The organism is Actibacterium sp. 188UL27-1, from assembly GCF_016901225.1.
In the GTDB taxonomy this organism is placed as follows: Bacteria; Pseudomonadota; Alphaproteobacteria; order Rhodobacterales; family Rhodobacteraceae; genus 188UL27-1.
Genome location: NZ_JAFEUL010000003.1, coordinates 273,244 through 295,196, shown reverse-complemented (window position 1 = coordinate 295,196; position 21,953 = coordinate 273,244). Strand labels below are relative to the sequence as shown.

Genomic DNA, 21,953 nt, shown 5'->3' with positions numbered 1-21,953 from the left:
ATTTGTGCAACAGAGCCGGGTTACGGCATAAGTCACTCACCGGCCGAGCTTGTGCCAAACAAAATAGCGTAAAATACTGCCGATCTGATGGGCTGGGGCTTGCACAACAGCGAGAGGCCGCGATGATCGCTCCCGTCGACCGTAAACAGGGGCCCCATGGCGGATCGCGATATCATGATGCAGCGCCGTCAAAGTGCTGTGCGGACATTTGTCCGCGCCACATTTGGAGTGCGCGGGACGTTGCGCTTACACCGATCCGCATTGGGAGCTGACCTGCTTCGCGCACCCGTCAACGTCATGCTGGCCCCGGTTTTCCTGGTCACTCGGCTTGTGGCACTGCTCGCCCGGTTCTTACGATTCAATAGGGTAGCCAACACCATATTGCGCTGGAAGGTTCTGTTTCGGACGAATGTCGCGTATCGGGTCAGCGAGCGGGTGAAAGCCTTCCTGTCGGAATTGGATGAGATGGGCATCGGTCCTGAGGCGTCTACCGACATCACCGATCGCGCCGTGGAAGATTACGCAGCGATACGCAATGCGGTGGCCGAGATTACAACGACCCTCATCGTCCTGCTCATTGGATATCTGCTGTTCCGGTCCGCCACGCCGGGTGTCATCTCCCTTGCCACGCCAGTGGCAGAGATGCGCGCACGCTCCCTTGCAATTGAACAGTTTCCCTTGGGAGACGGATTGGGCAGTCTTTACTATGGTGTTTTTTCGACCAACCTCGCGCTTTGGCAGGTCATCCTGACAGGCGTCATCCTGGCCATGCTGGCATCTGTCATTACCACATTTGCCGGTATCCTCGCCGATCCACTTCAGGTTCTGTCCGGCATGCATCGCCGCCGCTTATTACGCCTGATGGACCGATTGGAGAAGGATGGCCAATCAGACAGCGGCCTTGCGGGCGAACATCTCGCCGCCCGTCTTGCAGACATCACCGACATATTTCTCAATATCTGGCGATCGTTCCGCGGCTAGCATCTGCCTTGGTCAGCAGGATGTCAGTGCGCTGTGGTTGGCGGTTCAACGGATCGTGCCCATCAGACCAAAGCCCGATAAGCTTACTCCATGACAACCTTGCCTCAAATCGACAACAAAACGGCACGTGCCCTGTTTCTAGATCATCACGGCCTGGCCAAAACACCGTCCGGTTCAGGGCGTGGTGCGGATCTGCAGCAAATGATCGACGATCTTGGCTTTGTCCAGATCGACTCGATCAACACCGTGGCGCGAGCCCATCACATGATCCTCCATGTCCGCTGTCCAAGCTATCGCCCCAGAAGTCTTGCCCGGCTGCATGACCACCATCGTGGTGCTTTTGAGCACTGGACCCATGATGCCAGCATGATCTCAATGCCGTTCTTTCCGCATTGGAAGCTGAAATTCAGACGGCATGAGGCGCGCCTCGCCGAGCGCTGGCAGAAACGACGGCAAGACGGGTTCGAGGATAAGTTCGAGACCGTTTTGCAGCGCATCTCCAGCGACGGGCCCTGTAGTTCGTCGGATGTCGGAGAGGATGAGGGTAGATCCTCAGGCGGTTGGTGGGATTGGCGTCCCTCAAAAATCGCGCTGGAGTATCTTTGGCGGACCGGCGAACTGTCTGTCACGCGGCGGGATGGGTTTCGCAAGGTCTATGACCTGACAGAGCGGGTCATCCCGCGCCAATATCTGGGCATAACGCCCACAGAAGAAGAGACTGTGGATTGGGCCTGTCGAAGTGCGCTGGACCGGCTGGGGTTTGCAACGTCGGGCGAACTGGCCGCGTTCTGGGATCTGATCACTCCCTTGGAGGCCAAGAATTGGTGCGGGCAGACATATTCCAGAGGGGAAATTATAGAAGCCAACATTGGTCAGGCCGATGGAAGTCTGCGCAAGAGTTTCATGTGGCCGGGCACACTTGATGCGGCACCGGTTCGGCCCACGTCGCGGCTTCGTATTCTTAGCCCATTTGACCCTGCCTTGCGTGATAGAAAGCGGGCAGAGCGGATGTTTGGGTTCTTCTATCGCATCGAAATCTTTGTGCCGGAACACAAACGACGTTACGGCTATTACGTATTCCCGATTTTGGAAGGCGATCAACTTGTCGGGCGGATCGACATGAAGGCAGATCGAGACAGGGATTGTCTGGCCATATCCGCCCTATGGGCCGAAAAGAATGTTCGTTTTGGAGCCGGGCGATTGACAAAGCTTGACGCGGCCCTCGCACGGACCGCAGGGCTTGCAGGCGTATCACAGGTAATATTTGAAAATGGCTGGTTACGCAGTGATTTTTAGATCTGCAACGACCGGCTGATTATCATCACCCGGCGACACCGCACCCTTGAATAAAACGGATCAACCTGGGGACTTTATCCAAACCTCAGTCCGGCGGTTGATACGGCGACCCTGATCGCTGGCATTGCAGCCAGATGGGGAAATCTCTCCGTATCCCAGCGACGACATGGTCAGGTTGGCAAGACGATCGCCAGCAAAGGATTGCACATTTCTCATGACTTCACCGGCGCGGCTTTCTGCCAAACCAAGGTTGTAATCGAACTGGCCGATACTGTCGGTGAAGCCCACGAACAAAACATCCGATCCGGCAGGCTGGCTCTCAAGATAATCGACAAGGCGTGCCTTATCGATCTGGCCACGCTCATCCAGCAGGGCGGACCCGGTTTCGAACCGGAACGTCGTGGACAGACGGTCATATTCATCCATGGCCGCCAGCATCCGCTGCATGACAGCCTTTTCTGCTGGCGATCCTCCCGCGTTCACCATGGCACGCGCTCGCACATCAGTTCTGGATTGCTCACGTCGGTCAACGTTAAAGCCGATGAACCCTGCTTTTCGGATAACGCCATCCGCCTCGGCAGAGGTGGACCATGTCATGAAATCCTCAATCGCGGGTGTGGTTTGATCGGCCCGAGTGTAAAGGTATAGGCGCCGTTGCAGCGCGTATTCCTCCGTTTTGGCTGAAAATGCGTCAGGCACCATGGTGATGCCGCACTGGTTGATAATGTTGATGGTGCTCGCACCCCGTTGAAACGCATAACCGACAACGCCAATCGCGCCAGCATTGCCGTTGACGAATTGTGCCACGGCGTTGCTATCAGGAACCACTTGCGCATTCTGTGTCAGAGATACCTCGGCACTGCCGAAAAAGCTGCTTTCAAAGGCATCACGACGATTTTCGCCTACATTGCGGATCACAACCTGAACTGGCAGGTCCGGGCCGCCAACTTGCGCCCAGTTTGTGATCGCCCCGCTATAGATACCAAACAACTGGCGCACATCCAGTGTCGTGATCGTATTGCTAGGGTTGGTGATGACAATCAGACTGTCGACTGCGAGAATATGTTCCTGTGCCGGTGCCCGCATATCTCCGGCCCCGCTGGCAGCAAATGCTTGCGCCTCTTGCGGGACAATTCGGCGGGACGTCATTGCGATATCTGATTTTTTGGCCAGCAGATCAGTCAAACCCGCTGTGGCGTTGGTACTGGTAACCTGGATCGATGCAAGGTCATCGCCAAAGCCCTGATCGCTGATCAGATTCGCAACGAGTTGACCAGGCAGCGCGGTGTTGCGCAGCGTTGCCTCTGCATTTCTTGCGCCCGAATACCCTTCCAAGAGAAGCGGCATCAGCCCAGCACCGACTTCATCGGATCCGGAAACTATGATATCAACCTCGTCCTGGCTTAAATCGGGGCAGGCATCGCCAACACACCGAACCCGGTTGGCGGCAAATCGAAACTCACCCAACGCGGTTCGGATCCGATAGGTGTTTTCCTCAAAGTCGATCAACTCACCCGTCACATTCACCGTGCCATCGCTGGACATGAGCTGCACTTCTTGCGCATGCAAAGGGGTAGAAACAACCAGCATCCCCCCAACGATCAACACCGCCAAGGCGCCAATTCTGCTCAATCTTCTCATAGTACCTACTCCAACGCGCTATCGACCATTATTGACGGGATGACACCTTGCCGTGTCTGTATATTGCGTTCTGTTGGTGCCAGACCTTCCCAGAATACGCAAATTTTTGAATGTTGCCTCCATGAATTGTCGACCTGTTCCGAACAAGAGGTAGATGTCCATAGAAGAGATTCTGCATGGGCAGTCGGTTGAACGCGATTTGGCACCAATTTCGAAAAACGCATCGCTAGAATACATCTTGTCTGTTCAGGATCAGTGAACAATGTAGTTCGTGCGACATTGCCGGGTCACCCCTACCGTTTGCTGCATAGAATCTCTTTGTGATAAGTCGATACCAAGCACCCAGCTCGCTTTTTTTCCAAGTTTTCGAAAGAACATTTTAGCACAACTGTTTCCTATTTAGCCGGTAGTAAAATTGGCAGAAATAGATAATTTGGCTGATGGGTGTGGGGCTAGAACAGCGGGCCACCCATGTCTTCACAGCAGCTGCAAAATTATGATCGAAGCGCTTCGGTCGATAAATCCTCGACCGAGTTGAATGGGTCTCTTACCAGTATGGATCTGTCTGATCACCTCTCTACGTGTATGTGTTCTGCATGCATGAATGCCGATAAATTCGACGATGACCTCGACCGCGCACAAACTCCGACCAGCGGAGGGGCGTCATCGTCCGCAGGCAATACCGCTACCCTTCAAGAAATGGCGAACTTTCTAGAGCAGGGGTATTGGAACAACGGAAATGGGTTGCGTCACAACGTCGGGACATCCGGGCCAGACGCTAATAATGGTGTTCTGCACTACAACGTGAATGGATTTGGGCCACTGCGCTATGGCGGTGGCAGCGATACTGATGGTGTGACGGCTGTGCGCGCCGAATTGATCCGCGACGCGTTTGATGTCTATGAAGCTGTCCTTGGGATCGATTTTGTCGAGACTACAAGCACGGATGACAGTCTTGTCGACTTCTTCTTTTCCGACAACCGCAGTGGCGCCTTTGCCGGGTCAACACAATATAGCGATGGCACGATCTACTATTCCTATGTGAACATCGCCAAAAACTGGTCGGGCGGGACATCAACTTATGATGACTACACGCTGCAGACGGTCTTCCATGAGATCGGCCATGCATTGGGCTTGGGACACCAGGGCAATTACAACGGCAGTGCTCGCTACGCCACCGACGCCGCGTTTGAGCTGGATAGCTGGCAAGCAACCATGATGTCGTATTTCTCCCAGGGGGAGAATACGGCCGTGAACGCCAAAACGGAGTTTCTGCAAACACCTATGGCCGTTGATTGGCTGGCGCTCGACAAGATCTACGGCCAGTTTGGCTATGGTGTCTCAAATGCGTTCACCGGAGACACGACATTTGGCTTCAATACCAACATCACCGAAGACGAAAGTAGGATCTGGAACGCCTATTCCGATTACGCTGACCGGACAGCGTCCACGATTGTGGATGGTGGTGGTATCGATACACTGGATGTCAGTGGTTACAGCGCAGATCAAAAGATCGACCTGACGGTCCAAACGGCCAATCAAACGTTCCAGAATGCGTCGAATATCGGCGGCAAGACAGGAAACCTCACCCTCGCCGTTGGGACAGTGATTGAAAACGCCATCGGTGGCGCCGGAAATGACCAGTTGATTGGCAATAGCGCCGATAACGTGCTGAAGGGTGGCGGCGGAAACGACCGGTTCGCTGGCAAAACAGGCAATGACACATTCTACGGCGATGCGGGCTTTGATACCGTCGTTTATTCATCAGCCTTTGGGGCATACTCCTTTGCGTTGTTGGAAAATGCGATCCAGGTGGTCGGGGACGGCATTGACACTGTTTACAACACGATCGAGAGTTTCGAATTTTCGGATGTCACCTATAGTTTTTCGGCCATCTTCGATCTGTTCGGCAATGCCGCACCAGAAGCCAGCAATGACGCTGCCACTGTTCAGGAGGGCGCGGCACTCACCCTCGATGTTTTGGCCAATGACGGTGACAGCGACCTCGATTCACTGACCATCACCGCGATCGAAGGGCAAAGTATTGAGGTTGGCCAAACTGTAACCCTTGCTTCGGGTGCAACGGTGACGCTGAACAACGACAATACAATCGATTACGCCCAGAACGGCGCGTTTGATGCGCTTGGCAATGGTGAGACATCGCTGGATACCTTCCTCTACACCGTGTCTGATGGTAACGGCGGCACGGATGAGGCGGATGTCTCAGTTACAATCAATGGTGCCCAGACAGTTGCAACAGGTCCCATAGGTCAAAGTGGCAAGGTCACCGTTCAGCAAGACAACGCAACGCAATGGCACAGTGTCATCTTCGATGCCGTGATTGACAATGCCGTTGTTGTCATGGGTCCAATTACCTTCAATGGCGCCCAGCCCGCCACGACACGTGTCCGCAATGTTACGGATACTGGCTTTGAGTTTCAGATCGATGAATGGACCTATCTGGATGGGTTCCACATTCCTGAAACCATTGGTTGGCTGGCAATATCGGAAGGGACGCATTCTCTCGCCAACGGCCAAACCATCGTTGCGGGGACGCAAAGCACTGGCACCGAATTCACGGAAGTCGGCTTTGGTACGACCTTGGGAGAAGCTGTCGTCTTGGCTGAAGTAACTTCTGTTAACGAGGCTGATGCTGTGACAACGCGCATCAAAAATGTTGATGGCAACGGTTTTAAGGTCAAGTTGCAGGAGGAAGAAGCGCGGGGCTCCCATGCTGACGAGACCGTGTCGTGGATTGCCTTGGAAACCGGGACCGCGACGGAACTTGATGTGTTCCTCACGGCAGATCAGTTGAGTCACAAGACCGATAGCTTCGAGTTCAATGCACAGTTCGACACAGCTCCTGTTCTCCTGGCAGACATGCAAAGCACAGACGGAAGCGACACAGCCACCGTTCGGATGCGCAAACTGAGCGACACTGGCGTCTCACTATTCGTGGAAGAAGAGAAATCAGCGAATAATGAAACGCGTCACGTCAATGAAACCGCCGGATATGTCGCGATGGCGGAAGGACTAATCTTTGATGATTTCGTTGTTGCCTAACTGAATCTGCCAGGTCGCCCAAAGTAAATTGATGGCGACCTGGCCCTGCAAAACCATGGGAACGCAGCCGTTTCGGCTGATATCGGGGTAAATTTAAACCACCCGCTCTGCCAACGGCGGCAAATGTACGTACGTCGGCAAGCGTCTGGACTGCCTGATCAACGGCACCCACAACCAATGTTTGCCACTGGTCATAAAGAGAAGGCGGGCCCTCTATCCCACCTCCGGTTTCACGCTTGCCGTGACGTAGTTAACGCTCAGATCGCGGGCGCTGATCGACCAAGACCAGCTTATGGGATTAAACGTGAATCCTTTCCGATCCACGGGGTCGAGACCGGATTTACCAAGCAGATCATAGAGTTCGTCGGGCGTGATGAATTTCTGCCATTCATGGGTGCCTTTGGGTAGCCAGCGCATAACGTGCTCTGCCCCGATGATGGCCATCACGTAGCTCTTGGGATTGCGGTTCAGCGTCGAGCACACCATCAACCCACCGGGTTTCAAAAGCCGTTGGCAGGCCGTCAGATACGCAAGTGGATCTGAGACATGTTCCACCACTTCCATATTCAGGATCACATCAAATTGTTCACCCGCTGCGGCCAGATCCTCCGCAGTTGTGTGGCGATAATCAATGGTCAGACCGGACTGCTCAGCGTGGACCTGGGCCACAGGTATGTTACGTGGCGCCGCGTCGGCACCCACGACATCGGCACCCCGGCGGGCCATCGGCTCTGACAGCAAGCCACCACCGCAACCGATATCAAGGATGCGCAAGCCCGCGAACGGCACATCAGCCTCAAGATCGCGATCAAATTCTGCAGCAATCTGCTGGCAGATATAGTCTAATCTACAAGGGTTAAGCATGTGAAGTGGTTTGAATTTCCCGTTGGGGTCCCACCATTCTGCAGCCATGGCCTCGAATTTTGCGATCTCGCCGGGATCGATTGTGGTGTCAGACATTTACGGCTCCTGTCGTTTGGGTACCATTGTGATGGCACCGCGGCTTAGGGCGCTATATAGGTTGGGTATGGATAAAAGGGCCGGTCAAAAAAGCGCAGTTCAATTTCTTTATCCGCCGATCGACCCGTTCGATCAGCGTGTCATGGATATGGGAGATGGTCATCGCGTTTACGTGGAGCAGTGCGGAAACCCCGATGGTTTGCCGGTTATAGTGCTGCATGGCGGCCCTGGCGGTGGCTGTAGCCCTGCTATGCGACGGTATTTCGACCCGTCCGAATATCGCATCGTCCTGTTCGATCAGCGTGGTTGTGGGCGGTCCCGCCCCCATGCCAGCGTCAGTGACAACACAACCTGGCATCTAGTGGCCGATATCGAACGGATCCGCCGGGCACTGGATATCGACCGCTGGGTCGTATTCGGCGGTAGTTGGGGCGCAACACTGTCATTGATCTATGCACAGGCCCATCCCGACAGGGTGGGTTACCTGGTTCTACGTGGCGTTTTTCTGATGACACAGCAAGAGCTTAGATGGTTCTACGGTGGTGGTGCAGCACAGTTTTTTCCCGATCATTGGGCCAAGTTTGCAGGTCTTATTCCGGCAGATGAGCAGGATGATCTGATCGGCGCCTATCACCGGCGATTGTTCTCAGGCGATATGGTGATGGAAACGCGATTTGCCCGCTCATGGGCCGCATGGGAAAATGCGCTCGCTTCGATTGAAAACGACGGACCAATGGGCGAAAGCCCAGCCGATTATGCGCGAGCCTTTGCCCGGTTGGAGAACCACTACTTCACCAATGGCGGCTTCCTGAACCGCGACGGGCAAATTCTGCAGGACATGCCCCTTATCAATCATATTCCAGGGACTTTGGTGCAGGGTCGATACGATATGATCTGCCCCCCGACGTCCGCTTGGAAACTGGCGGAGCGATGGTCCCGCTGCGATCTGCAACTGATCCCCCTGGCCGGTCACGCCTTATCCGAACCCGGGATTAGCGCCGAGTTGGTGCGCACCACAAAATCGATCCTGCGAGGCGCAGCCAAGTTGGGGTTCTGACGGGCCATGAACATATGGCACTGTGAAGAGGCTTGCCCAAGGCAACCCAAAGGGTATCGCAGGACGCTTCACCAGTAAGGCCGCAGGATTTTGGCGTGATGGAAATGGCGTTTCCCCTGTTCATGAGCTGGGTTAGGTTCAGCGAATATTCGGCGGGGAATTTGTTTTGAGCGGCACTGGTCCGACGCCCATGATGGCGCAATATCTGGCGATCAAAGAGGCGCATGCGGATGCGCTTTTATTTTACCGGATGGGCGATTTTTACGAGATGTTCTTTGACGATGCGGTTGCAGCGGCGGCTGCGTTGGACATCGCATTGACCAAGCGGGGCAAGCATGAAGGCGCAGATATCGCCATGTGCGGCGTGCCGGTCCATGCAGCCGAGGGGTATTTGCTGACTCTCATCCGCAAGGGATTTCGCGTGGCCGTATGCGAGCAGATCGAGAGTCCCGCGGAGGCCAAAAAACGCGGTTACAAGTCGGTTGTGAAACGTGACGTAGTACGGTTGGTGACCCCCGGCACCTTAACCGAAGACAGCCTATTGGAGGCGCGGCGGCACAACTATCTGGCGGCATTTGTCGATATACGGGGTGCGGGCGCTTTGGCTTGGGTCGATATCTCAACCGGGGAGTTGCGTGTAATGGATTGCGCCCGATTGGGGCCGGAATTGGCTCGATTGGCTCCGCGTGAGCTGTTGGTGGCCGACAGCGCGTTGGCGGATCACGCGGAGGTGGAGGCAGATTTCGGAATCGCGTTGACCCCGTTGGCGCCAGGGAGTTTCGACAGTGCCGGCGCTGAGGAGCGGTTGAAGGCGCTTTACAATGTTGGCTCCCTGGATGCATTTGGAGCGTTTTCGCGGGCGGCATTGGCGGCTTTGGGCGGAATCGTGGCTTATCTGGAGCTCACACAGAAAGGCAAGTTGCCGTTGTTACGTCCCCCGGTTCTGGAGCAATCGGGTGGCGCGATGCAGATCGATGCTGCGACCCGACGGAACCTGGAACTGACACATGCCTTGTCGGGCGGACGGGCTGGCTCGTTGTTGTCGGCGATTGATCGGACGGTGACAGCGGCGGGCGGGCGGTTGTTGGAGCGGCGGATTGCCAGCCCTTCCTGTGATTTGGGGGTTATCAAGGATCGCCTGACTGTTGTGGCGCATTTCGTGGCCGAGACGACCGAGGCGGAAGGGTTGCGCGCCGCATTACGATCCTGCCCTGATATGGACCGCGCCCTGTCGCGGCTGGCGCTGGAACGGGGTGGGCCACGGGATTTGGCTGCCATACGGGCGGGGCTTGGTCAGGCTTTGGCAATTGGATTGCCTACAGCAGAGTTGCCCATGGTTGCCAGGTGGCGTGTGGCCCTGGCCGGGCATGAAGGCCTGGTGGCCTTGCTGGACGACGCCATGGTGGCCGAGCCGCCGTTGTTGGCGCGGGATGGCGGGTTCATTGCAACCGGCTATGACGGCGCTTTGGATGAGGCGCGAACGCTGCGCGACGAGGGGCGCGGAGTGATTGCCGGGATGCAGGCAGATTATGCGGCTTTGGCAGGCGTAACGTCGTTAAAGGTGAAGCACAACAATGTGCTTGGGTATTTTATCGAGACGACGGCGACTCATGCCGACAGGATGCTAACACCACCTTTGTCAAAGACGTTCATCCATCGACAGACAACCGCGAACGCCGTGCGATTCACGACTGTTGAATTGTCTGAGTTGGAGACAAAGATCCGCAATGCGGGCGACCGAGCGCTGGAGATCGAGAAGCGGTTGTTCGAGGCGTTGCGTCAGGAGGTGCTGGCGGCATCCGGCCCAATTGGCGATGCCGCGCGAGCTTTGGCAGAATTGGATGTGGCCGCCGCCCTGGCTGACTTAGCCCGGGGAGAGGAATGGTGCAGGCCGCACTTGGACCATTCCCACGCCTTCAAGATTGAGGGCGGGCGGCATCCGGTCGTTGAGTTGGCCCTGCGGCGCGAGGGTAGGCAGCAGTTTGTGGCCAATGATTGCGCGCTGTCCGATGGGGCCGAAGGCGCGCATATCTGGTTGCTGACCGGGCCAAACATGGCAGGTAAGTCGACGTTTCTGCGGCAAAACGCGTTGATCGCATTACTGGCACAGGCGGGGAGTTACGTACCCGCCACCTCGGCCCATATCGGGCTGGTGTCGCAATTGTTCAGCCGAGTCGGGGCGTCGGATGATCTGGCGCGGGGTCGGTCGACCTTCATGGTGGAGATGGTCGAGACGGCGGCGATTTTGAACCAGGCGGATGGCAATGCGTTGGTGATTTTAGACGAAATCGGTCGTGGCACAGCCACCTATGACGGGCTGTCCATCGCTTGGGCCACGTTGGAGCATTTGCACGGCATCAACCGATGCCGGGCGCTGTTTGCGACCCATTACCATGAGATGACAGCCCTATCGGGCAAGCTGGACGGTGTCGAAAATGCCACCGTTGCGGTGAAAGAATGGGATGGCGACGTGATCTTCCTGCATGAAGTGCGGCCCGGCGCGGCGGATCGATCTTACGGGGTTCAAGTCGCGCGATTGGCTGGTTTGCCAGGATCCGTGATCGAACGCGCCAAGACGATCTTGGAAGCGTTGGAGAGAGGCGACCGAGAAGGCGGAAAACCCGCAGCAATGATCGATGATCTACCGCTATTTTCGGTAAACCCAGCACCTGCGCCAGCCAAATACGCCGGATCCGTGGTGGAGGATCGGGTGAGGGAGATTTTGCCAGATACCCTGACGCCACGGGAAGCTCTGGATGTGATCTACGAGCTAAAGGCAGCCTTGGGGGATGGATGACGGGTGTTAGGATTGGGGACCAGCCCCCAAACCCCCGGAGTATTTTCACCAATAAGAAAGTAGGGTTGGGGTGTTTGTGAAACACGTAATTGGAATAACCAGCGCTGCTGTTTTATCATGATGCCGGGGTCGAGGAGACGCCAACCTGTGCGGGACGGAGGAGCCTGTCATGCAGCATGAAACCTTCGGTCATCACCTGGATGATCTCGCCAGCTTTGGTGCCGGGCAAGGGAGCTTCAAACATGGCTTGGTGAAGTTGGGGGTCGAACGTATCGCCAACCTGGGGTGCAATAGCGGTTATGCCGTGTTTTGAGAAGACATTGACCAGTTCACGCAGGGTCAGTTCAACCCCTTCGATAACCGGTCCAGCGGTCGCTTTTTGTTCATCCGTAACAGCATCGAGCGCCCGGCGCAGGTTGTCATAGACCGGTAGCATGTCTCGCGACAGTTTGGAGCCGCCATATTGCTCAGCCTCGCGCCGATCACGGTCGCCCCGTTTGCGAGCATTCTCTGCGTCAGCTAGAGCGCGCATGAACCGGTCGCGCATGTCATCCCGTTCAGCCCGCAAGGTCTCAACCTCATCCGAACCACCGTCGAACGAGATCTCCGTCAAATCGATATCTGCACCGTCCTCGGCCAGAGCCGTGATATCCAATTGCTCATCCGGATCATGCGATTTCTTTGCGTCGGCCATGTATTACCCTTTGCCTCGGTCCGTCAGAATGCGCCCCACCATCTGGGCGGTGTAGTCCACAATGGGAACGATTCTTCCATAGTTCAGACGCGTGGGACCAATCACGCCCACCGCGCCAATCACCTTTCGGTCTGCGTTCATATAGGGAGAGACCACCAAAGAGGAACCCGAAAGTGAGAAAAGCTTGTTTTCAGAACCGATAAAAATGCGCACGCCGTCGCCTTGATCGGCAAGGTCCAGGAACTCGGCAATGTCGCGCTTACGCTCCAGATCATCGAACAGGGTTTTGATGCGGTCCAGGTGTTCGGCGTCGGTACTGTCATCCAGCAGGTTAGCGCGGCCACGAACGATGAGGCGCGGTTCGGCTTCTTCCTCGTCAGACCATATGGCGAGCCCACTTTCGACCAGTTCCTTGGCCAAGGCGTCGATTTCCTGGCGCCGCATCGAGATCTGATCGGCGATTGCCGTAGAGAGTTCCGACAATGTGCGGCCTTCTGCCAAGGCGTTGAGAAAATTGGAAGCTTCTCGCATGGAGCTGGCGGTTTGCCCGGGTGGCGGCATGAAAACGCGGTTTTCGACATGGCCATCGGCAAAGACCAGCACGACAAGGGCGCGGTCATGGCCCAGTTGGACGAATTCGATATGTTTGATTGGTGCTTCATGTTTGGGCGCAAGAACTAGGCTCGCGACTTGTGTAGCACCCGACAGGGCGGCACCGATGCGGCCCATCAGATGGCCAACGTCGGGCTCATTCTCCCCCAGTGTAGCGTCAATCATGGCCTGATCGTCGGCCTGAAGGTCGCGCATTTCAAGCAGGCCATCTACAAAGAGCCGCAGGCCAAGCTGAGTCGGGATGCGCCCAGCCGAGACATGGGGACTATCGAGGAGACCCAGATATTCGAGATCCTGCATGACGTTGCGGATCGTCGCCGCGGAGACACTTTCGGAAAAATCCCGGGTGAGCGTGCGCGAACCAACCGGGTCCCCCGTATCGAGGTAGCTTTCGACCACCCGGCGGAACACCTCGCGCGAGCGGCTGTTGAGTTCATCGATGATCTTCGAGGCATCGTTCACGGGTTTGTCCTGTCTGCCCCTCCACCTAAATTCAGGGATCGGGCGGGGTCAATGCGGGGTTGCATCACCTTGACCTGCGCGCGAAGAGTGTGGAGATCCAACGGGAGGCCACCATGCGACCATCTGGCAGAGACGTAAATGCGATGCGTCCGATTTCAATTGAGACCGGGTTTACGCGCCACGCGGAAGGGTCGTGCCTGATCAAATGCGGTGATACGCATGTTCTGTGCACCGCCAGCCTGGAAGAGCGAGTTCCACCATTCCTGAAAGGCAGCGGATTGGGTTGGGTCACCGCCGAGTATGGTATGCTGCCGCGGGCCACCAACACGCGGATGCGGCGCGAGGCGCAGGCTGGCAAGCAATCAGGCCGGACGCAGGAAATCCAACGTCTGATCGGGCGGTCCTTGCGTGCTGGTGTTGACCGTGTCGCCATGGGTGAGCGGCAGATCACAATCGACTGCGATGTGTTGCAGGCTGATGGCGGGACGCGGTGTGCCTCGATCACAGGCGCTTGGGTGGCGCTGCGTCTGGCCGTCGGCAAGTTGATGAAGGCAGGCGACATCATCTCGGACCCGCTGATGGATCATGTGGCCGCTGTGAGTTGCGGGATCTATGCCGGGCAACCGGTTGTGGATCTGGATTACGCTGAGGATTCAGAGGCCGGGACGGACGGGAATTTCGTGATGACCGGCGCGGGCAAACTGATCGAGGTGCAAGCGAGCGCCGAAGGTGCCACATTCAGCCGCGATCAGATGAACACCTTGCTGGATCTGGCCGAAAGTGGCGTAGCCGAACTGGTTGCAGCCCAGAAAGCGGCGGTTGATGCGGCAGTTTGACGGAGATCAGTTGATCCTTGCCTCCCACAATGCGGGCAAATTGCGGGAGATTGCAGCTTTGGTTGAGCCGTTTGGGGTTTCAGTCACCTCTGCCGGTGAGTTGGGATTGGAAGAACCCGAAGAGACCGAGGACAGCTTTGCCGGTAACGCGCGTATCAAGGCACATTTTGCGGCGCAGAATAGCAGCTTGCCCGCTTTGTCCGATGATAGCGGGATCATCGTGGATGCGTTGGACGGACAACCTGGCGTTTATACTGCGGACTGGGCCGAGACACCCCAGGGGCGCGATTTTAAGATGGCGATGACCAGGGTTTGGGACATGTGCGAGGAAAAGGCGGCCCCTGCCCCACGGTCGGCTCGGTTCGTATGTACGCTTTGTTTGGCTTGGCCCGACGGCCATGACGAAGTGTTCGAAGGTGCCGTTGAAGGTCAACTGACCTGGCCCATGCGCGGCGAGAACGGGTTTGGATTTGACCCAATGTTCCTGCCCGATGGAGAAACCGAAACATTTGGAGAGATGGATCCGGCCCGCAAACATGCCATGTCTCACCGATCTGTCGCTTTTGAAAAACTGAGCAAGGGTTGCTTTGGCTGATCAAGGGTTTGGCCTCTACCTGCATTGGCCGTTTTGTCAGGCCAAATGCCCCTATTGCGACTTCAACTCCCATGTCGTGGCACAGATCGATCAGACGGCCTGGGCGGAGGCCTATGGTCAGCAGATTGAATATTTCGGCGAGCTGACCAAGGGCCGCATCCTCAACAGTGTCTACTTCGGCGGCGGAACGCCAAGTCTGATGGATGTCGCCGTGGTGGATGCGGTCCTGGACAAGATCCGCGCCACCTGGTCTCTCGCGAATGATATCGAGGTCACGCTGGAAGCTAATCCGACCTCTGTCGAAGCAGACCGGTTCCGCGATTACCGCATGGCCGGTGTGAACCGTGTCTCGATGGGGATCCAGGCGCTGCGGGATGCGGATCTCCGCGCCTTGGGACGTTTGCACAGCGTATCAGAAGCCCTGGCCGCCTTTGATATCGCCCGGAGGATCTTTGATCGGGTGTCGTTCGATTTGATCTATGCACGGCAAGATCAATCCTTGGCCGCTTGGGAAGCCGAATTGACCGAGGCATTGGCGCTGTCTGCCGATCATCTGTCCCTGTACCAACTGACGATCGAAGACGGCACAGCGTTTGCTGATCGGTTTAATGCTGGCAAATTGCGCGGATTGCCCGCCGAAGATCTGTCAGCCGACATGTACGAACTGACGCAAAACCTGTGTGAAGCCAGTGGGTTACCATCCTATGAAGTGTCAAACCACGCGGCTCATGGTGCACAGTCCCAACACAACCTCATTTATTGGCGTGGGGGCGATTGGGTGGGTATCGGTCCCGGTGCCCATGGGCGTCTGACAATGGCAGATGGGCGCCATGGAACGCAGACAGACCTGTCGCCACAAATTTGGTTGGAACACTGTCGCCAAGATCCGGCACGTCCAACCTATTGGGAACCAATTCTACCTGCTGGGCATCTAACCGAGCGTTTGATGATGGGGCTCCGTCTGAACGAAGGAGTAGTGTTGGACAATAATTTTCGTAGGCAGATTAATTCTTGTAAAGTCAAATACTTGCTTGAGTTGGGTTTGCTTTGCGAAAAGAATGATCGATTGATTACTACGCGAAAGGGTCGATTGGTCCTAAATTCTGTGTTGAGCGAACTACTGGCGGACTAGCATGCGCATCATATGGGCCACGTGTGGGATTATCGCGTTGTGCCTTGGCACTGTGGGCATTGCTTTGCCTCTACTTCCGACGGTGCCATTTTTGCTGCTGGCGGCGTTTTGCTTCGCGCAAAGTTCTCCGCAACTCCATCATTGGTTGGTCTCGCATCCCTTATTTGGTCCGCCCATTCGAGACTGGCAAGCGAACGGGGCGATCAGAAAGTCGGCCAAGATTGCTGCGACTGTATCTATCGGGGTTGTCTTTGGGATATCCGTCCTGCTGAACATCAGGCTAACGATCTTGCTGATCCAGGCTGTCATCTTGAGCGCAGTTCTGGTGTTTATATGGACGCGCCCCGTTGGCTGACGGATAGTAGCTGGCAAATTGTATCCAATTCGTCCAAATCGCCGTAGTTGATCGTTAACTTACCCGCCCCGTCGACGTGGTTGATCGACACTTTCATATTCAGGTTCGCAGATAGATCATTCTCCAAAGCAACCGTATCTGCGTCCCTGACTGGGACTGAGCGTTTCACCGGATCGGGGCGCGGATTTGTGAGACTTTTTGCAAGACGCTCCGCCTCCCGCACTGACAACCCCTGGGCCACGATGCGTTTGGCCAAGGGTAAAGGGTCATCCAACGTGATCAGCGCGCGGGCATGGCCCTGCGTCAGGTCACCTACCATCAACATATCGCGGATCGGTTCAGGTAATTTCAGCAACCGCAGAAAATTGGCGATGTGGCTGCGGCTCTTACCAAGGGCCTGAGCCATTTGATCCTGAGTATGGCCGAATTTCTCGATCAACTGTGCATATCCCTGCGCTTCCTCCAAGGGATTGAGGTCTGCACGTTGAATGTTTTCAATGATCGCGATTTCAAGCGTCTCGATATCACTGAATTCTCGGACAACAACCGGCACTTCATGAAGCTGCGCCATTTGGGCTGCACGCCAGCGCCGCTCTCCAGCAACGATCTGGTACGTTCCATTCGGCTGAGGTCGGACGATCAGCGGTTGAATGACCCCTTTTTCTTTAATAGAATCAGTAAGTTGAGTAAGATCATCCTCTAGAAATACACGGCGCGGCTGATCTGGGTTCGGCTTGATCAGTTCAATTGGTAGGTTTTGATCACTGCTGCGCGGTACGTTCTGCTGTTCAACCTGATCCAAGGCAACGTCCGACATTAGCGCCGACAAACCCCTACCCAGACCCCGAGTTTTCTTTTTCTCTGACATCTCAGATTCCTTATGCCGCTTGGCCAACTTTGCGGCTCAACAGTTCTTGGGCTAGGGCTCGGTAAGCAATGCTGCCTTTCGATGTTGGATCAAATGACAGTACCGGTTTTGCAAAACTCGGTGCTTCACTGACCCGCACATTGCGGGGAACCCGTGTTTCGAAAACCAATTCGCCCATTGCACTACGGGCATCTGCCTCGACCTGGAGAGACAAGTTATTGCGCCGGTCAAACATTGTCAGCACAATTCCTTCGATCCGAAGCTTTGGATTGGCCGTTTGGCGAACGTCGCGGTAAGTCAGCATAAGTTGGGATAAACCCTCAAGAGCGAAGTACTCGCTCTGAAGTGGCACCAGTATGGAGTCCGACGCAACCATCGCATTGACGGTCAGCAGATTTAGCGATGGCGGACAATCTATAAAAACATGTTGGTAGCCGAGATCTCTCACAGTCTGCTGTGACAACGCGTTCTTTAAGATAAAGCTACGACGTTCTCGTGACGCAAGTTGAATATCGGCCGAGCTTAAATCAGTTGTACTCGGAGCTATATCAAGATTTGGATTATTAGTCTTTACAACGATATCCTTGATTAGTGCACCCTCGAGGAGCAATTCATAGGTCGTTAATTCTCGCTGATCGGGCATTATACCCAAACCTGTCGATGCGTTTCCCTGCGGATCTAAATCAATTATCAGGACGCGCTCTCCTTGCTCTACGAGAGCTGCGGCAAGATTTATGGCAGTGGTTGTCTTTCCCACACCACCCTTTTGATTAACGACTGCGATTATCTTTGGCTGTGTTGTTCTATTTGACACGGTGCAGGCCTTTCAGCTCAAGAATCGCTGACCTACTATGCGTAATACTCGGATGAGTCTGAAGATCAAAGTTCCATGTTTTGCGCGCTAAGATGACTTCTTCTTGGTAATTTGCACCTTTCATAAAAAGGCAGACGCCTGAAGATGCCAGATGGGCGTGGGCCATGTGCAGAAGATCCGGCAAAGCAGATAATGCGCGTGCTGAAAGATAGCTGGCTTGACGAGGCGATAGGTCCTCTACGCGATGTGCTAATATCTTAACGTTCGTTTCAGTTTCTCTCGCTACTGTTCTCAAAAAGACGGATTTACGTTGATCGCTTTCAACAAGATGAAAACTCAAGCGCGGATACTGGTCAGCAGCCAATATAGCGCAGACCAGTCCTGGAAATCCGCCTCCCGATCCAAGATCCAACCAATCTCCCCAATCGTCAGAAACAAAAGACAGCAATTGAGCGGAATCTACAAAATGCCTGTGAAATCTATCGGGTAGCGTCGATCTCGCCACTAAGTTAATTTTAGCATTCCATTGATAAAGCAGGCGCTCATATAAATTTAACTTATCCAATGTTTCACGTGAAACATCGAATGGTAGTATCGAAAGACTGGCATCTAGCGAAGTCATGCTGATCGACGCTCAACCCTCTTCAAATGAGACAATATCAAAGTAAGTGCCGCAGGCGTCATACCCTGGATGCGTCCCGCCTGACCAAGCGACGTCGGGTGAGCGATCCTGAGCTTCGATTTCAGCTCATTTGACAATCCCGAAAGTGCCGAAAAATCAAAGCTTGCAGGAATACTGACATCTTCGTCTTTCTGTAGGTTCTGTGCATCGCTTTCCTGCCGGTCAAGATACTGGGCATATAGCGCATCTCGCTCCACCTGATCAGATGTTTCACGTGAAACATCCGTATTATCAAAGCCGATATCAACAAGCGTTTCAAAACTACAGTGAGGCAACGACAGTGCTTCCAAACCGGTTCTCCGCGGCCCATCTACATTTACTCGAACACCTTCAGCCTGAAGCTGTCGAGATGTGACGGAAAAGCGTGACAGCCTTCCAGTTGTACGGTTCAACTCATTCAACTTACTCTCAAACTGCCGCCAGCGACTTTCCCCTACACATCCTATATCCCGTCCAATAGGCGTTAGTCGCTGATCAGCATTATCAGCCCGCAAAGACAGCCTATATTCGGCACGAGATGTGAACATTCGGTATGGTTCAGTCACGCCTTGTGTGACTAAATCATCGATCATGACGCCGATATAACTATCCCGACGGGAAAACACTGCAGCAGGTTCTGACCGAGCATAAAGGGCAGCATTTAGACCCGCCACCAAACCCTGTGCCGCGGCTTCCTCATATCCAGTCGTACCATTGATCTGGCCAGCCAAGAAAAAGCCCTTTACACCCCGCAATTGCAAGTCTGTACCCAAAACCCGGGGATCGATGTAATCATATTCAATAGCATAACCCGGTTGCAAAATTTCGACCTGATCCAGGCCAATAATCGAGCGAACGTAATCCCATTGAACATCCTCAGGAAGAGATGTCGAAATGCCGTTGGGATATACGGTATGGTCGTCTAAACCCTCTGGTTCCAAGAAAATCTGATGAGCTTCCTTATCGGCAAACCGGACAATCTTATCTTCTATAGATGGACAATACCGAGGGCCTACCCCCTCTATATATCCACCATACATCGAAGATCGGTCTAAATTTGCGCGGATAATTTCGTGGGTTGCTTCGTTAGTATATGTAATACCGCACGAAATTTGTTGCGCTATCGGCGCCTTGGACAAGAACGAGAACATCACCGGTTCCGCGTCAGCAGGTTGCCGCCCGAGCTGATCCCATTTAATGGTACGACCATCAAGACGCGGTGGTGTTCCTGTCTTAAGACGGCCCATCGGTAAACCCAACTCCCGGATCCGATCAGCCAGGGCAATCGATGGGTTATCTCCCATACGGCCAGCGGAATAGGATACATCACCGATATGGACCACACCGCGCAAAAACGTGCCAGTGGTCAAAATGATGGAAGATGCGGATATGTGTGATCCATCCGAAAGGTAAACTCCTGATATTGACGCTCCTTCAATGTCCAGATCACTGACTTCGCCTTCAATCACCGTCAAATTTGGCGTATCTACGATGAGGGATGTCATAGCGCATCGATAAAGCTTACGGTCCGCTTGAGTACGCGGACCCTGAACAGCTGGCCCTTTCTTGCGGTTCAACAACCGAAACTGGATACCAGCCATATCAGCAGCGCGGCCCATCAAACCATCCAGAGCATCTATTTCCCGCACCAGATGACCTTTGCCCAGGCCTCCAATTGCCGGGTTACACGACATCACACCCAAATCAGAGCGGCGTAAAGTCACCAATGCCGTACGAGCACCCAACCGTGCCGCAGCATGGGCCGCATCGCAGCCCGCATGACCACCACCTATGACTACTACATCAAAATCTTGGTGTTTCACGTGAAACAGCCTCTATTTTCCAATACAAAAACTACTGAAGATCTCTCCTAACAAGTCTTCTACGCCAATTCGGCCTACTAGGCTATCCAGAGCAGATATCGCAGACCGAATGTTTTGGGCGATAAGCTCTGCTTCCACTTCACCCGATTTCAGCAAATACACAGCCTCCGCTAGCCCCTTGCTCCCGTCACACAGCGCTCGCTGGTGTCGGTACCGCGTCGCTGTTCCTTCGCCCGGATAGCGACCATGCAAACGGTCGACAATCTGATCCAAGACCGCGTCCATACCCTCGCCCGTCAAACCGGAAATCGCCAGACTGCCAGTGTTCTGCCCAAGGTCAGCTTTGGCGATAACTTCCAAGTCGCCATCGATATATAGATCATCCTTGAAAACTCCGGCATCCCCGAGAAACAACCGGATATCTGCCAACCGGGCACGCTCAATGGCCAGATCAACACCAATCGTCTCGACCACGTCATCTGTTTCCCGCAATCCCGCAGTATCAAGCAAAGTGACGGGCAATCCTCCCAAGTCCAGCTTAACCTCGATGATATCCCTGGTGGTCCCTGCGATATCAGACGTAATCGCCGCCTGACGCCCGGCTATCCGGTTCAATAAGGTCGATTTGCCAACATTCGGAGCACCGACAATGGCCACCACAAAACCATCGCGGACCCGCTCGGCATACTGCGCATGATCAATCTCTGACCGAAATTCATCGATCAATAGATCCAAAATCTGGGTCACTTCCGGCATCACGTCTTCCGGGATATCTTCATCGGCAAAATCGATGGTGGCCTCGGTCAGAGCTGCCGCTCGCAGCAGGTTCGATCGCCACGTCTCTATCTGTTTGGTAAATTCACCTGAAAAGCCAGACGCCGCCAATTTCCGTTGCGCTTCCGTCTGGGCATCAATCAAGTCAGCCAATGCTTCAACCTGGGTCAGATCCATCCGGTTGTTATGCAAGGCTCGGTGGGTGAACTCTCCAGCCTCTGCCATGCGATAGCCGGGAATATCAGCAAGGATCGAGATGACTTTCGCTAGAACTGCCTCGCTACCGTGCACATGCAGCTCCGTCACCGGCTCACCTGTGAAGCTGTGATTTGCCGCAAATCGCAGGACCAACGCCTCGTCCAAGAGACCGTCCGTGGTAAAGATCTTCCGGACGGCCGCCTGTCGGAATACAGGCAGCTTGGTTACGCCTAAAACATCCAGGCTATCGTCTGCAGCAGGCCCGGAAACCCGAATGATCGCGACACCTGCACGACCCGGTGCAGTGGCCGGGGCAAAGATGGTATCCATACCC

18 protein-coding genes are annotated in these 21,953 nt (G+C 54.8%); 9 read left to right on the top strand and 9 right to left on the bottom strand.

Annotated elements, in window-relative coordinates:
• The first annotated feature begins 156 nt into the window (after positions 1-156).
• Entirely contained in the window at positions 157-981 is an 825-nt protein-coding gene (locus IU397_RS06775; protein WP_204411949.1) for a DUF6635 family protein, read from the top strand.
• A 90-nt stretch (positions 982-1,071) separates the two neighbouring features.
• Positions 1,072-2,277: a winged helix-turn-helix domain-containing protein gene (locus tag IU397_RS06770; protein WP_204411948.1), complete on the top strand. Its 1,206-nt coding sequence runs from the start codon at positions 1,072-1,074 to the stop codon at positions 2,275-2,277.
• Positions 2,278-2,337: 60 nt separating this feature from the next.
• Here the strand turns inward: IU397_RS06770 and IU397_RS06765 are convergent, their stop codons facing one another.
• On the bottom strand, positions 2,338-3,909 hold the full coding sequence (locus IU397_RS06765; protein ID WP_204411947.1) for a phosphate ABC transporter substrate-binding/OmpA family protein: 1,572 nt from the start codon (positions 3,907-3,909) through the stop codon (positions 2,338-2,340).
• Positions 3,910-4,518: 609 nt separating this feature from the next.
• Between IU397_RS06765 and IU397_RS06760 the strand changes: the two genes are divergently transcribed.
• A complete protein-coding gene (locus IU397_RS06760) occupies positions 4,519-6,981 on the top strand; it encodes a M10 family metallopeptidase C-terminal domain-containing protein (RefSeq protein ID WP_204411946.1) in 2,463 nt (820 codons plus the stop codon).
• A 213-nt stretch (positions 6,982-7,194) separates the two neighbouring features.
• On the opposite strand, the gene ubiG is transcribed toward IU397_RS06760, so the two are convergent.
• On the bottom strand, positions 7,195-7,941 hold the full coding sequence (gene ubiG, locus IU397_RS06755; RefSeq protein WP_204411945.1) for a bifunctional 2-polyprenyl-6-hydroxyphenol methylase/3-demethylubiquinol 3-O-methyltransferase UbiG: 747 nt from the start codon (positions 7,939-7,941) through the stop codon (positions 7,195-7,197).
• Positions 7,942-8,008: 67 nt separating this feature from the next.
• On the opposite strand from ubiG, the gene pip reads away from it, so the two are divergent.
• Together pip and mutS are read left to right on the top strand one after the other, a co-directional pair.
• Positions 8,009-8,998: a prolyl aminopeptidase gene (pip, locus tag IU397_RS06750; protein WP_204411944.1), complete on the top strand. Its 990-nt coding sequence runs from the start codon at positions 8,009-8,011 to the stop codon at positions 8,996-8,998.
• A 190-nt stretch (positions 8,999-9,188) separates the two neighbouring features.
• Entirely contained in the window at positions 9,189-11,795 is a 2,607-nt protein-coding gene (mutS, locus tag IU397_RS06745; RefSeq protein ID WP_204411985.1) for a DNA mismatch repair protein MutS, read from the top strand.
• 115 nt (positions 11,796-11,910) lie between these two features.
• Here the strand turns inward: mutS and IU397_RS06740 are convergent, their stop codons facing one another.
• Positions 11,911-12,489 carry a nucleotide exchange factor GrpE gene (locus IU397_RS06740; RefSeq protein ID WP_204411943.1) on the bottom strand — a complete coding sequence of 193 codons (579 nt, stop codon included), beginning with the start codon at positions 12,487-12,489 and terminating at the stop codon, positions 11,911-11,913.
• A gap of 3 nt (positions 12,490-12,492) precedes the next feature.
• On the bottom strand, positions 12,493-13,563 hold the full coding sequence (hrcA, locus tag IU397_RS06735) for a heat-inducible transcriptional repressor HrcA (RefSeq protein WP_204411942.1): 1,071 nt from the start codon (positions 13,561-13,563) through the stop codon (positions 12,493-12,495).
• A gap of 113 nt (positions 13,564-13,676) precedes the next feature.
• Here hrcA and rph point away from each other — a divergent pair, with 113 nt between their 5' ends.
• Genes rph through IU397_RS06715 form a run of 4 tightly spaced genes read left to right on the top strand, consistent with a single transcriptional unit; the run spans position 13,677 to position 16,481 of the window.
• Positions 13,677-14,399, top strand: coding sequence for a ribonuclease PH (gene rph, locus IU397_RS06730; RefSeq protein WP_204411941.1), 723 nt, complete (start codon positions 13,677-13,679; stop codon positions 14,397-14,399).
• On the top strand, positions 14,383-14,994 hold the full coding sequence (rdgB, locus tag IU397_RS06725) for an RdgB/HAM1 family non-canonical purine NTP pyrophosphatase (protein WP_204411940.1): 612 nt from the start codon (positions 14,383-14,385) through the stop codon (positions 14,992-14,994). Before rph ends, rdgB begins: the two co-directional genes overlap by 17 nt.
• Positions 14,987-16,126: a radical SAM family heme chaperone HemW gene (gene hemW, locus IU397_RS06720; protein WP_204411939.1), complete on the top strand. Its 1,140-nt coding sequence runs from the start codon at positions 14,987-14,989 to the stop codon at positions 16,124-16,126. Before rdgB ends, hemW begins: the two co-directional genes overlap by 8 nt.
• A 1-nt stretch (position 16,127) precedes the next feature.
• A complete protein-coding gene (locus IU397_RS06715) occupies positions 16,128-16,481 on the top strand; it encodes a YbaN family protein (protein ID WP_204411938.1) in 354 nt (117 codons plus the stop codon).
• On the opposite strand, the gene IU397_RS06710 is transcribed toward IU397_RS06715, so the two are convergent.
• Genes IU397_RS06710 through mnmE form a run of 5 tightly spaced genes read right to left on the bottom strand, consistent with a single transcriptional unit; the run spans position 16,456 to position 21,949 of the window.
• Positions 16,456-17,349, bottom strand: a complete 894-nt coding sequence (locus IU397_RS06710) for a ParB/RepB/Spo0J family partition protein (RefSeq protein WP_204411937.1) — start codon at positions 17,347-17,349, stop codon at positions 16,456-16,458. The genes IU397_RS06715 and IU397_RS06710 overlap by 26 nt on opposite strands.
• Positions 17,350-17,359: 10 nt before the next feature.
• Positions 17,360-18,163: an AAA family ATPase gene (locus tag IU397_RS06705; protein WP_204411936.1), complete on the bottom strand. Its 804-nt coding sequence runs from the start codon at positions 18,161-18,163 to the stop codon at positions 17,360-17,362.
• Positions 18,153-18,785 carry a 16S rRNA (guanine(527)-N(7))-methyltransferase RsmG gene (rsmG, locus tag IU397_RS06700; protein WP_204411935.1) on the bottom strand — a complete coding sequence of 211 codons (633 nt, stop codon included), beginning with the start codon at positions 18,783-18,785 and terminating at the stop codon, positions 18,153-18,155. The genes IU397_RS06705 and rsmG overlap by 11 nt, the downstream gene beginning before the upstream one ends.
• The gene (mnmG, locus tag IU397_RS06695; protein ID WP_204411934.1) at positions 18,782-20,647 is read right to left on the bottom strand and encodes a tRNA uridine-5-carboxymethylaminomethyl(34) synthesis enzyme MnmG; all 1,866 of its coding nucleotides are present in this window, start codon (positions 20,645-20,647) and stop codon (positions 18,782-18,784) included. Before mnmG ends, rsmG begins: the two co-directional genes overlap by 4 nt.
• Positions 20,648-20,659: 12 nt before the next feature.
• Positions 20,660-21,949 (bottom strand): tRNA uridine-5-carboxymethylaminomethyl(34) synthesis GTPase MnmE, encoded by a 1,290-nt coding sequence (mnmE, locus tag IU397_RS06690; protein WP_204411933.1) that lies wholly within the window; start codon positions 21,947-21,949, stop codon positions 20,660-20,662.
• Positions 21,950-21,953 lie beyond the last annotated feature (4 nt).